Source organism: uncultured Pluralibacter sp., assembly GCF_913775985.1.
Classification (GTDB): Bacteria; Pseudomonadota; Gammaproteobacteria; order Enterobacterales; family Enterobacteriaceae; genus Pluralibacter.
Window position 1 is genome coordinate 41,589 of the sequence record NZ_CAJYMB010000094.1, and the last position, 12,712, is coordinate 54,300.

Sequence of the window (12,712 nt, forward strand, 5' to 3'; positions counted from 1 at the left end):
GGTTACGTCTCCGGCAGCAGGTCAAAAGCGTAAAGGATCTGCGCCAGATAGAGCGAGAAATAGCGGCGGAACAGGGCGATAAAGGTTCCGGATAGCGTAATAAACAGGTTGTTTTCAACGCTGAGATATCCGGCGTCCTGCGCCGCTTTGAGCACGCCGTCAACGTGCGAGCGGGAGACGTGGCTGTAGCGGGCTATCTTGCGCGGGGAGATGAGGATCCGCGCGCAATCTTGCCGGATAGACTCGGTATACAGAATCAGCATAATCATGTGCCCGGCGTCTTTTTCGATAAACAGGCTGCACTCGGGCAGGATGCCGACGAGGGTTATCTGCTGAAAAATGAAATCGCCGTAGCGTTTAAAAAACTGCGGCAGCCGCGCGGATATATCTGCCGGAAGAAAAACAGGCGGCTTTTGGCTGCTGCCTTGCCAGGGAATGAGCAGACTGGCAATCAGATCGGATATTTCTTGTTTAACACTCTCGGTTGGGCGATAAAAGTAATCGCCGCTATTATCCGGTTGCCTGTAAATGTCAATCCGACCAGATACGGATAAAAGCGTAAATAGCGAGTTTAGCGTATTGATACTTATTGATTTGTGCTGGCGAGTAATCAATGCTTTGGCGAATTTTAACGATGGCGTCGGCTGGCAGTAATAAATACTGAAAATGGCCGAGGCAGTATAAAAGCGGAAATACTTAAACAGCATCTTGTAAAATAGCGGTTTTTTTCGGTAGACAGCACTAAGTATATTCTCATGCTGCAAAATAATGTCGTTAAGGGCAGGCAGGTGGCTAATATGCAGGGCGTGATGAGCGAGCAGCGCTATAAGCGCCTCGCGGTGTGCGTGTTCCAATATGCGTCCTTCCCGGTGCGGGTGAAAAGAGATCCTTTTTTCAGGGGGCGGATATTAATATAGAAATAGCGCCGCACCAAAATATTTATAGACCTGCCATACTTCAAGCTCTTTGGGGGCTGGCCACGTTATTTATTTCAGTAACGTATCTAATTAAATATTCGGCAGTCTGCTCTTAATTAATTTTGGGTCGAGTGCGGCATGGCCGATTAAACTGTTAATAGCGGGAAGGATTGCGCTTGCGCGCGCAGGAGCCCCTGTCCCGGCAGAAGCAGCGCCGGGACAGGACAGGTTATCTAACCGAAACGCTTATTTTCATCTGACGCGCGCGCCTCGGGAGGTTCTGCCAGCGGAGTATCGCTTTCCTCTTCATCCAGAGAGCCGTCGTCTTCATCGTCGCCTGCGGGTTCATCCTCAGGGTTATCCACCATCACCTCCTGAATTGCCTCTTCGTCAACGGTGGGATTTAGCACCACCGCCAGCGGTGAGGTCGCGAGGCTGTCGGGCATCACCACGTGCGGCAGCGGGGCGTCGACCACGATGGCCGGCGTGCGGTTTCTCATCCAGCTGATAAACGCGATAACGCCGCCGCAGAGGGTAAAGAAGAAGTAGAGCACGTTGCCGCCCAGCGGCTCCATAATGGCCCCGGTGATCAGCGGGCCGATACAGGCACCGATGCCAAACGCCATCAGCAGGCAGGCGGTAAGAGATACCCGGCGCTCCGCTTCCACAAAATCATTAGCGATAGCCACGCCGAGCGGGTAGAGCGAGAACATCGCCATGCTGGACACGAAGGCAATGCCCAGCAGTAAATAGAAGCCCGGAGAAGGGACCAGTGCCAGCGCCAGGGACGCGGCGGTAAACAGCAGTGAGACGCCAAACAGCAGTTTCTGGCGATCGTAGCGATCAGAGAGCCAGCTCAGGGGGAATTGCGATACCATCCCGGCGAAAATCGTGACGCCCATAAACAACCCGGTCTCCCGGGTCGAGAGTTTTTCCGCCAGCGCATAGACCGGCGCAAGACCGTAAAACGCGCCGGTGGCCATGCCCATCACCAGCGTGGCCATCAGCAGTTTGGGGATCGCTTTGAAGAAGTAGCCAAGCTCCATCGGCGCCGGAGACATCGGCTGGGCGGTGGTGCGGGTGGTCAGGGCAATAGGCACCAGACACAGGGCGAAACACAGCGCCACCACCAGCAGCAGGGCCGCGCCCATCCCGGTAGCCATCATAATAATGATCTGACCGCCGCACAGGCCGAGGTAGGTTGCCACCATATAGAGCCCGAAAATGGCGCCGCGCTGGGAGGATTCGGCCCGGTCGTTGAGCCAGCTTTCCAGCACCATATACTGGCACATCATGCACAGCCCGATGATCAGGCGCAGCACAATCCACAGCGGAATGTAGTCGCTGAGCCCGTGACCGACCACGGAGGCGGTAATGATCCCCGCACAGGAGACGTAGGCGCGAATGTGGCCCACCCGGGCAATCAGGTTGTGGCCCACCTTGCCGCCAATCACCAGGCCCAGATAGTTCGCCGCAGTGATGGAGCCAATCAGGGTTCCGCTCACGTGTTCGCCGGCGAGACGCAGTGAAATATAGGTGGTAAGCAGGCCGGAGCCCAGCAGCATCAGTAGAGTGGTGGTATACAGCGGCAGGAAAGTATTCAACACTTTTTTCACGCGATTGCCTGTATCGTTTATCCGTAGCGAGTAGGGCTTATCGTGCTTGGTTTTAACGCGGGATGCAAATATCGTTACATATTTAACGTAACTTCAACATAACAGGCTACCAGAAAGCAAAAAGAAGATATCGGCGCTAGCGCTGCTCTGCTACAGCGGGGGCTGCCACCGGGAGGCTGGATTCCTGCGCGGCTTTTTTATCCTGGTGATGGTACCAGGCACCAATAGAGGAATAGACAAAGCGGCCAAAGAAAAAGAGAAAGCTGATAAGCAGAATGATGCGGGTCATGCGACCGTTAAACTGATGGCGTTTTCGCATACTGGTGACCTGACTCACTTGAGGTTCCTTAAAGAATGCCCGCGGCGGGGCGATGCGCTTATTAAGTCACAGAGCGTGCCCAGGGTCAATTAACATATGAGTAAAAAATGAGCAGCCACCGTTTTCATTGCAATAATACCGCCGGAGATTAAAAAAACGCCCGCTTTCACTCGGAGAAGGCGGGGCATTTATTGATCGCGGTCAAATCTTACCCCCCGGTGGTAATTACAATCAGCTAACTGGCCGCACCCGATGCTGCGGCGCCACACTGTCAGGATGGATGCCTGCCAAAACATACCCTGCCGGATTTGGGTTTCATTAGAGCATCTATGCTGTTAACGACTTACTATAAAAAATACCGGGACAGATGGTGGGCCCTGCCGCTGGTGTTACCCGTACTCCTGCTGCCGCTCGTGCGCTGTGCTAACACCTTCTCACACTTTGATGGCGGAACGGCAACGCTCTACTATCTACCGCTGGCGTTCATGCTGAGCCTGATGCTGTTTTTTGGCTGGAGAGCGATTCCGGGTATTGTCATCAGCGTCTGGGTTATTATCGGTAGCGGAATGACCACGCCGGAACGAATTTATGCCGTATGCCATTTTCTGATCCCGGTAATACTCAGCAGCGCCGGCTATCGCGTTTTTGTCCCGCGCCGCGCTCTGATTGCGTACGGTAATTCCGAGGTTATGCCGCATCGCCTCTTCTGGCAGGTGCTGTTTCCCGCTTCGCTTTTCCACCTGATGCTGATGTTCGCCATATTCTTTGGCCTGCTGCCGGAGGAGGTGCCGCTTTCCGGCGCGGGCTTCTTTACGCTCAACAGTCTGGTTAACTATCAGGCGATGCTGGTGGGGTGCCTCACTGGCGTGCCGCTGTGCTATTTAGTGATTCGGATTATCCGCAACCCTGCACACTTTCATACCTGGCTCATCCAGCTGCGCATGCAGATTGACAGCAAGGTGAAACGATGTGAAATGGCGGTCTGGAGCTGCCTGCTGGTGGGAATTATTCTGCTGCTGCTGGCGCCGCCGGGTAATTTTGGCTCGCTGTTAATGACCAACTACACGCTCTCCCTGCTGCTGCCGGTGCTGCTATGGGGCGCGATGCGCTTTGGCTACCGCCTGATTTCCGTCGTCTGGACACTGGTGCTGATCGTCTGTATTCACTTTTACTATCGCTATACGCCGTTCTACCCCAGCTACAGCTATCAGCTCGCGATCACCTCTTCGTTCTATCTGATCTCATCTTTCATCATTGTCTATATGTCGCTGCTGGCGACCCGCCAGCGCGCAACCCACGCCCGCATTCAGCGCATGGCCTTTATCGATCCGGTGGTGCACCTGCCTAATCTGTGGGCCCTGAGCCGCCACCTCTCTTCTACATCCTGGTCGGTGCTGTGCTTTATTCGGGTGCCGGAGCTTGAAGTGCTGGGCCGCAACTACGGCATGATGTTCCGCATTCAATATAAGCAGGCGCTGGGTCAATGGGTTGAGCCGCAGCTGCATTCCGGCGAGCTGGTATACCACCTTTCCGGGCACGACCTGGCGGTTCGCCTGAATACTGAGGATTACGAAACGCGAATTGAAGCGCTTTATTCGCGCCTAAAACGCTTCCGCTTTATGTGGGACGGCATGCCGCAGCAGCCTAATATTGGCGTTAGTTTTTGCCACGTGCGTTCCCCGGTTCAGCACCTGCCGATGCTGCTCGGCGAGTTGAGCACCATTGCTAATCTTTCCCTGGTGACCGGTAATATTGAAAGCCTGCAGCACCGCAATGCGCTTAAGCTCCAGCAGCGCCAGCGCACCAACGTCAGCATTATGAATCGTATTCAGCAGGCGCTGGACGGCGATCGGTTCTTTTTGCTGGCGCAGCCGGTTAAGGGGATCCGCGGCGACAACTTTTACGAGGTTTTGCTGAGGCTCAGGGGAGACGATGGCGACGTCATTATGCCGGATGATTTCCTCCCGGTTGCGCAGGAGTTTGGCCTGGCCTCGCGTATCGACCTGTGGGTGCTGGAGAATACGCTGCGCTTTATGGATAGCTCCCGCGAGGCGCTCCCCGGCCTGCAGCTTGCAGTCAATATCTCGCCGTCCTCCATCTGCGGGACGCGCTTTGTCCACACGGTCAGTGAGCTGCTCGCACGCTACCGCGTTGAGCCGTGGCAGCTGATCGTAGAGATCACGGAAAACCAGTCCCTCAGCTATCCCGATCAGGCGATGGATAATCTCGAACAGCTGCGCGAGGCCGGCTGTCGGGTAGCCATTGATGATTTTGGGTCCGGCTACGCCAGCTATTCCCGTCTGAAAGCGATGAGCGCCGACATACTTAAGATTGACGGCAGCTTTATCCGCAATCTGCTCGACAGCTGTCTCGATCACCAGATAGTGACCTCAATATGTCATCTGGCAAGAATGAAGCGGATGCGCGTGGTGGCGGAACACGTGGAGTCGCAGGAGGTGAGTGACATCGTGGAGGGGCTGGGCATTGACTATCAGCAAGGATACTACATCGGAAAACCGGTGCCCCTTGAGACACTGGTTTCCGATAATCTACCGCACTAGCCCGCGGCGACGGGCTGCTCTTCCTCGGTGATTTTTAGCATCCAGCCGGTCACGCCTTCCCAGTACTGCTGCTCTTTTTCCAGATCGAGCAGCACCAGCGCGTTCTGGCTGAACCAGTCGTGCGGGAAGCACAGCGTCCAGTGGTTGGCCTCGGTGGTCAGCGTCAGGGTCGGCGGCGTGGTGGTGGCCTGCCGCTGGTTATTGAGCAGCACCCCGAGACGCAGCAGCTGAATCATCGGCAGGAACTGCTTTTTGCGAAACAGCGTAAAGCGCGGCAGCTCGTCGAGCTTGATGCCCTTGCGGTGGTAGCGCACCAGCGTGGTGATAAACAGCTGCTGCTCCTGGTTGAAGCCGGGAAGGTCGCTGTGCTGCAGGATATAAGCCGAATGGCGGTGCAGCCCGCTGTGGTTAATATTCAGCCCTACTTCATGCAGAATAACCGCCCATTTCAGCAGCGCTTCGAGCTGCACATTGGCATGCTTGGGATTTTGTCCGGCCCACTGCTCGTACATATTTTTGGTGGTATCCAGCACCCGCCGGGCCTGATCCCTGTCGATATTGTACTGGTTCGCCAGGCTTTCCGCGGTACGGCTGCGGATATCATCGTGGCGAAAGCGCCCCTCCATTTCGTAGAGCACGCCCTCGCGCAGCGCGCCGTCAGAAAGGCGCAGTGCTTTGATGCCCAGCGCGTCGAACACGCCGCAGAGGATAGCCAGGCCGGGAATAAATACCGCCTGACGATCTTCGGAAAGCCCCGGCAGGCTCAGAGCGCTAAAGCTTTTATACTTAAGCACTTCCGCCACCAGCTTTTCCAGCCGCTCCGGGGTAATGATGCCGTCTTTTTCCCCCATCTCTACCAGCACTTCATGCACCGCTTTAATGGTGCCGGAGGCGCCCATCGCCACGCTCCAGCCGTGAATGCGATACTGCCACGCCAGGGTTTCCAGCTTTTGTACCGCCGCGAGGCGCGCACGTTGAAAGCGCTCTTTGTTCAGCACGCCGCCGGCGAAAAAGAGCTGTCCGAAGCTGACGCAGCCCATGCGGCGGCTCTCTACCAGCTGCGGGGTAAAGTCTTCGCCAATCACCAGCTCCGTGGAGCCGCCGCCGATATCAATCACCAGCTTGCGGCCTTTCTCCGGCTGCGTGTGCTCAACGCCCATAAAAATCAGGCGCGCTTCTTCGTTGCCGGAGATTATTTCGATCGGATAGGGAATAACCTGCTCCGCGCGCTCCAGAAACTCTGGTGCGTTCAGCGCCTGGCGCAGGGTGTGGGTACCGACGATGCAGACGTTGGCCTGGGCGAAGCCCTGCAGGCGCTCGGCGAACAGCGACAGGCAGTTCAGCCCGCGCTCCATCGCCTCTTCACTGAGCCGGTTATCCGCACCCAGCCCGTCGGCTAAATGGACGCGCTGCTTGAGGCGGCCGATTATCTGCATTGCGCCGTCAACGACGCGCGCAATAACCATGTGAAAGCTGTTCGACCCCAGGTCGACCGCCGCAAACTCCTGCGGGCGGGACGGTTTGGTTTTAATGGGCATAGATTAATCAGGTTGCTCAAGTGATTTGATGTAGTCGTAAATTGCCAGCTGGGCCCGCACTTTGCGGCGGTTGCCGCGCGGCACGTAGCGGTTGCTCAGCTCTTTGTCGATATAGCGGGCTTTAACCGTGTCGCTAAACAAAATGTCGATAATATCCAGGATTTGCTGCTTGAGCAGGGGATCGAGCAGCGGAGTGGCCACCTCTATGCGGTAATCAATGTTGCGGGTCATCCAGTCGGCGGAGGAGAGCCAGACCTGCTTATCCCCGCCGTTTTCAAAAATGTAGACGCGGTCGTGCTCAAGGTAGCGATCGACAATACTGATGACGTTAATGTTGTCGCTGATGCCTTCCAGCTGCGGAATAAGCGAGCACATCCCGCGCACCAGCAGATTGACCGGCACGCCGGAGCCTGACGCGGCGTACAGCCTGTCCACCAGCCCTTTATCCACCAGGTTATTGAGCTTGAGCGTAATGCCGGACGGCTGGCCGTTCTGCGCGTTAGCGATTTCCCGGTCAATCATGTCGTACAGCAGGCGGCGCGAGTTCTGCGGCGACACCATCAGGTAGTCAAAACTAACCGGGCGATAAGGGTTCTCAATGAAGCTGAAAACCCGCCGCACTTCGTTGGTGATGCGCGCGTCGGCGGTCAGCAGCGAGTAGTCGGTGTAGGTGCGGGCGGTTTTTTCATTGAAGTTGCCGGTGCCGATGTGGGCGTAGCGCACAACGTCGTCGCCCTCTTTGCGCGAGATTAAGAACAGCTTGGCGTGAATTTTCAGCCCCGGCGCGGAGAAGATAACGTGCACGCCCGCTTCTGTCAGCCGCTTGGCCCAGTGAATGTTGGCCTCTTCGTCAAAGCGCGCCTGCAGTTCGACCACCACGGTGACCTTCTTGCCGTTGTGCGCCGCGTGGATCATCGAATCAATAATTCGCGAATCTTTCGCTACCCGGTAGATATTGATTTTTATCGCCAGCACGTTCGGGTCAAACGAAGCCTGGCGCAGCAGCTCCAGCACGTGCTCGAAGGTGTGGTACGGGTAGTAAAGCAGCACGTCGCGCTCGCGGATGGCGTCAAAGCCGTTGCGGAATTTATCAAACCACAGATGGCGCAGGCGGGGCAGCGGCTTGTTGACCAGGTTAGCCTTGCCGACGTTCGGGAAGCCAATAAAGTCTTTAAAGTTGTGGTAGCGCCCGCCGGGCACGATGGAGTCGTAGCGGGAGATCATAAATTTTTCGCGCAGCATCTCCACCATCGCCGCCGGCATATCGCGCTGGTAGACGAAGCGCACCGGCTCGGCGGTCAGGCGCTGCTTGAGGCTTGAGGACATCAGCTCCATCAGGCTGGATTCCATCTCGTGCACCAGATCGTACTCGGCGTCGCGGGTCATCTTCATGGAATAGGCGTTGAGGGAGTCATAGTCAAAGAAGCCTTTGAAAATGTCGTCGAGACAGTAGCGCAGGATGTTATCCAGCAGGATCATCGGCTTGCGGCGTCTCGGGGTTTCCGGCGGCAGATTGACGAAGCGCGGCACCTTGTCTGACGGAATTTCCAGCAGGGCGTAGTTAATGGCGTCGCCGCGAATAATTTCTACTGCCAGATAGGTGTAATCATCTTTCAGGAACTGCACCAGATCCGTTTCCCGATTAATCAGGGTCGGCGTAATGTGCGGGCGCAGATAGTGCTTGAAGTAGTTGCGCAGCCAGACCTGCTGGTTGGGCGACAGCTGGCGCTCGTTAATCAGAAAGATTTGGTTGCGGGCCATCTCCAGCAGCAGCTCGTTGTAGAGGCTGTCGAACTCCTGATCGGCCTTCAGCACCCGGGATTGAATGCGCCCCAGCAAGTGGCGGGAGTGGGCGGTGATCCCCTGTTCTTCATTGATAATGATGCGGCGCTTCAGCTCGGCAAACCGCACCTTATAAAACTCGTCCAGGTTGTTGGAATAGATCCCCAGAAAACGCATACGCTCGATTAACGGGTTACTTTTATCCGCAGCTTCCTGGAGAACCCTCTCGTTGAAGGATAACCAGCTGAGTTCTTTTTCGATATAAAGCTTGTCCTGACCCATTACGACTCACACTCCGGTTGATTGACGCGGATAGCGCCCTATTATGACGAGCTTTTCGCCGGGATGTCCAACTGTGTCAGAGGAGTATGACATTAATCAGTTTGCGTTCGGCTGGCGGGTAAATTTTGTTGTGATGTGAAAAGTTGAAGAGGCACTCGCCGGGCGGCGAGTGCCGGAAATACTACTCGTCGGCAGCGTAGCCCTGAGCGGGCAGAAGCTGACCGTCGAGCCAGGCGCGGCCCTCTTTCATGGTCAGGCGGCCTTCCAGAAACCAGCCGACCACCAGAGGATAAATTGCGTGCTCCTGGTGCTGGACCCGGGCGGCTATATCCTCTTCATTATCACCCTCAAATACCGGGATTTTGGCCTGTAAAATCACCGGTCCGCCGTCCAGCTCCTCGGTAACAAAGTGCACGGAAGTGCCGTGCTCCCGGTCGCCGTTGGCCAGCGCCTGCCGGTGGGTGTGCAGACCCGGGTATTTCGGCAGCAGCGAGGGGTGAATATTCAGCAGGCGTCCGCGGTAGTTTGCCACGAATGCCGGGCTGAGAATGCGCATGTAGCCTGCCAGCACCACCACGTCCGGGGCGTAAGCGTCGATCTCCTGCATCAGCTGAAGATCGAAGGCTTCGCGGCTGTCAAAGTTACCGGCGCTCAGCGCGCGGGCGGCAATACCGGCCTCCCGCGCGCGTTCGAGACCGTAGGCCTCTGCCTTGTTACTGAATACTGCACGCAGCGTGCCGTTGATGCGCTCCTGCGCGCAGGCGTCGATCATTGCCTGCAAATTGCTTCCATTGCCGGATATCAGCACCACGATGTTTTTCATTATTCAATGACCACGCGCTGTTCGGCATCGGATGCTTTGATGTAGCCGATTTTCCACGCGTCTTCGCCGCTTTTTTTCAGGAAGTTAACTGCTTTATCCGCTTCAGAAGCCGGCAGGGCAATCACCATGCCGACGCCGCAGTTGAAGGTGCGGTACATTTCGTGGCTGCTGACGTTGCCCGCCTGCTGCAGCCAGCTGAATACCGGCGGCCACTGCCAGGAGGCTTCATCAATCACCGCCTGCGTGTTGTCCGGCAGCACGCGCGGGATATTTTCCCAGAAGCCGCCGCCGGTCAGGTGCGCGATAGCGTGAACGTCGACGTTTTCAATCAGCGCCAGCACGTTTTTCACGTAAATGCGGGTTGGTTCGAGCAGGTGATCCGCCAGCGGCTTGCCGTCCACCATCGTGGTTTCCGGATTGCTGCCGCTGACTTCCAGAATTTTACGCACCAGCGAGTAGCCGTTGGAGTGCGGGCCGCTGGAAGCCAGCGCCACCAGCACGTCGCCGTCCGCCACTTTGCTGCCGTCGATAATTTCTGATTTTTCAACGACGCCGACGCAGAAGCCGGCGACGTCGTAATCTTCACCGTGGTACATGCCGGGCATCTCGGCGGTTTCACCGCCCACCAGCGCGCAGCCGGACTGCAGACAGCCTTCGGCGATACCAGTGATAACGCTGGCGGCGGTATCGACATCCAGCTTGCCGGTGGCGTAGTAGTCGAGGAAGAACAGCGGCTCGGCGCCCTGAACCACCAGATCGTTAACGCACATGGCCACCAGATCGATACCGATGGCGTCGTGGCGCTTCAGGTCCATCGCCAGGCGCAGCTTGGTGCCCACGCCGTCGGTGCCGGATACCAGCACCGGCTCGCGGTATTTTTGCGGCAGCGCGCAGAGGGCGCCGAAGCCGCCCAGCCCGCCCATCACTTCCGGGCGGCGGGTTTTCTTCACCACACCTTTGATTCGATCAACCAGAGCATTACCCGCGTCGATATCAACACCGGCATCTTTATAGCTAAGAGAGGTTTTATCGGTCACTGCACAGTCTCCACGCGATGGCGTTAGCAAATAAAATCGGCGCCATTCTAACAGTCCGGGCAAACGTTTGCGAGGGCCGCGGGCGGATATCTTTTTTCGCGGTTTTTTTGCACTTGCGCGTCATATTTCCGCCTGAATGTGAACCCCGTTCACGAAAATGAAACCGGGTACATTTTAGGGCTTGCAGCTCTGCACCAGAACCCACAGTATCGTAATGAAACCGGTTTCTGAATGGAGAGGAGAAAGGACTATGTCAGGTTTTAAACGCGATTTTCTGTGGGGCGGGGCGGTGGCGGCGCACCAGCTGGAAGGCGGCTGGCAAGAGGGCGGTAAAGGCGTCAGCGTGGCCGATGTCATGACCGCCGGCGCCAACGGCGTGCGCCGGGAAATTACCGACGGCGTTCTGCCCGGAAAAAATTATCCTAACCACGAAGCGATAGACTTTTATCACCGCTATAAAGAAGACGTTAAGCTGTTTGCCGAAATGGGCTTCAAGTGCTTTCGCACCTCTATCGCCTGGACCCGCATCTTTCCTAACGGCGACGAGCTGGAGCCCAACGAGCAGGGCCTGCAGTTCTACGACGACCTGTTCGACGAGTGCCTGAAATACGGCATTGAACCGGTGATCACCCTGTCGCACTTTGAGATGCCTTACCACCTGGTCACCGAGTATGGCGGCTGGCGCAGCAGGGCGCTTATCGACTTCTTCGTGCGCTTTGCCCGGACAGTGTTCAGCCGCTACCAGCACAAAGTGAAGTACTGGATGACCTTCAACGAAATTAACAACCAGGCCAACTTTCACGAAGATTTCGCACCCTTTACCAATTCCGGACTAAAGTACCGGCCCGATGAAGACAGGGAGCCGGTAATGTATCAGGCTGCCCACTACGAGCTGGTGGCCAGTGCCCTGGCGGTGAAGGCCGGGCGGGAGATTAATCCTGAACTGAAAATTGGCTGCATGATTGCCATGTGCCCGATTTATCCGCTGACCTGCGCGCCGGACGACATCATGATGGCGACGAGCGCCATGCACCGCCGCTACTGGTTCACCGACGTGCACGTCCGCGGCGCCTATCCGCAGCATCTGCTGAACTACTTCGCCCGCCGCGGCTTTGCGCTCGACATTACCGACGAAGATCGCGCCGCGCTCCGCCAGGGCCGTGTGGACTACATCGGCTTTAGCTACTATATGTCGTTCGCCACGAAGGCGACGGAAGACAACCCGCAGTTCGACTACGACGAAAGCAAAAGCCTGGTCTCTAACCCTTTCGTTAAGAAATCGGACTGGGGCTGGCAGATCGATCCCGTCGGGCTGCGCTACTCCATGAACTGGTTCTGGGACCGCTATCAGCTGCCGCTGTTTATCGTGGAAAACGGCTTTGGCGCCATTGACGTGCGCGAAGCCGATGGCAGCGTCAACGATCAATACCGCATTGATTACCTCGCGGCGCACGTTGCCGAAATGAAAAAAGCGGTGGTTGAAGACGGCGTCGATTTGATGGGCTACACGCCGTGGGGCTGCATCGATCTGGTCTCCGCCGGCACCGGTGAAATGAAAAAGCGCTACGGCTTTATTTATGTCGATAAAGACAACGAAGGGCGCGGCACGCTGGAAAGGAGCCGCAAGCGCTCCTTCTACTGGTATCAGAAGGTGATCCGCAGCAACGGCGAATCGCTGTAACGCTAATCCTTTGCACATCGCCCCGCGCCAGCAGGGCGATTTTTTGTCTATGCTAACTTTGATCTAACCCTCACTTGATCTCCATCAACCCGCACCGGTGTTGCGCCGATGGCAAAAAGCGGTATAATCCGGCGATTTTTTTTGGCCGTACCCCAC

Annotated in this window: 10 protein-coding genes; 3 read left to right on the top strand and 7 right to left on the bottom strand. The window is 56.6% G+C overall.

Translation table 11 applies throughout. The annotated features are described in order from the left end of the window. Window positions 1–2: 2 nt before the first annotated feature. Window positions 3–269 carry a hypothetical protein gene (locus QZ766_RS10405; protein ID WP_297201246.1) on the bottom strand — a complete coding sequence of 89 codons (267 nt, stop codon included), beginning with the start codon at window positions 267–269 and terminating at the stop codon, window positions 3–5. Between QZ766_RS10405 and QZ766_RS10410 the strand changes: the two genes are divergently transcribed. After that, entirely contained in the window at window positions 270–554 is a 285-nt protein-coding gene (locus QZ766_RS10410; RefSeq protein ID WP_297201249.1) for a hypothetical protein, read from the top strand. A gap of 596 nt (window positions 555–1,150) precedes the next feature. Here QZ766_RS10410 and QZ766_RS10415 read toward each other — a convergent pair. Together QZ766_RS10415 and QZ766_RS10420 are read right to left on the bottom strand one after the other, a co-directional pair. Further along, a complete protein-coding gene (locus tag QZ766_RS10415; protein ID WP_297201252.1) occupies window positions 1,151–2,533 on the bottom strand; it encodes an MFS transporter in 1,383 nt (460 codons plus the stop codon). Window positions 2,534–2,669: 136 nt separating this feature from the next. Then, complete coding sequence (locus QZ766_RS10420) at window positions 2,670–2,870, bottom strand: YfgG family protein (RefSeq protein ID WP_297201254.1); 201 nt, start codon at window positions 2,868–2,870, stop codon at window positions 2,670–2,672. Window positions 2,871–3,181: 311 nt separating this feature from the next. On the opposite strand from QZ766_RS10420, the gene QZ766_RS10425 reads away from it, so the two are divergent. Continuing rightward, window positions 3,182–5,413, top strand: coding sequence for an EAL domain-containing protein (locus QZ766_RS10425; RefSeq protein ID WP_297201257.1), 2,232 nt, complete (start codon window positions 3,182–3,184; stop codon window positions 5,411–5,413). Here QZ766_RS10425 and ppx read toward each other — a convergent pair. The 4 genes from ppx to purM all read right to left on the bottom strand — a co-directional run bounded on the left by ppx (window position 5,410) and on the right by purM (window position 10,875). Next, window positions 5,410–6,951, bottom strand: a complete 1,542-nt coding sequence (gene ppx, locus QZ766_RS10430) for an exopolyphosphatase (RefSeq protein WP_297201260.1) — start codon at window positions 6,949–6,951, stop codon at window positions 5,410–5,412. The two genes, QZ766_RS10425 and ppx, sit on opposite strands and share 4 nt — an antisense overlap. Before the next feature lie 3 nt (window positions 6,952–6,954). After that, the gene (ppk1, locus tag QZ766_RS10435) at window positions 6,955–9,015 is read right to left on the bottom strand and encodes a polyphosphate kinase 1 (protein ID WP_297201263.1); all 2,061 of its coding nucleotides are present in this window, start codon (window positions 9,013–9,015) and stop codon (window positions 6,955–6,957) included. A gap of 181 nt (window positions 9,016–9,196) precedes the next feature. Further along, window positions 9,197–9,838, bottom strand: a complete 642-nt coding sequence (gene purN, locus QZ766_RS10440; protein ID WP_297201266.1) for a phosphoribosylglycinamide formyltransferase — start codon at window positions 9,836–9,838, stop codon at window positions 9,197–9,199. Continuing rightward, entirely contained in the window at window positions 9,838–10,875 is a 1,038-nt protein-coding gene (gene purM / locus QZ766_RS10445; protein ID WP_297201268.1) for a phosphoribosylformylglycinamidine cyclo-ligase, read from the bottom strand. Before purM ends, purN begins: the two co-directional genes overlap by 1 nt. 250 nt (window positions 10,876–11,125) lie before the next feature. Here purM and QZ766_RS10450 point away from each other — a divergent pair, with 250 nt between their 5' ends. Beyond that, window positions 11,126–12,556 carry a 6-phospho-beta-glucosidase gene (locus QZ766_RS10450; RefSeq protein ID WP_297201271.1) on the top strand — a complete coding sequence of 477 codons (1,431 nt, stop codon included), beginning with the start codon at window positions 11,126–11,128 and terminating at the stop codon, window positions 12,554–12,556. Window positions 12,557–12,712 lie beyond the last annotated feature (156 nt).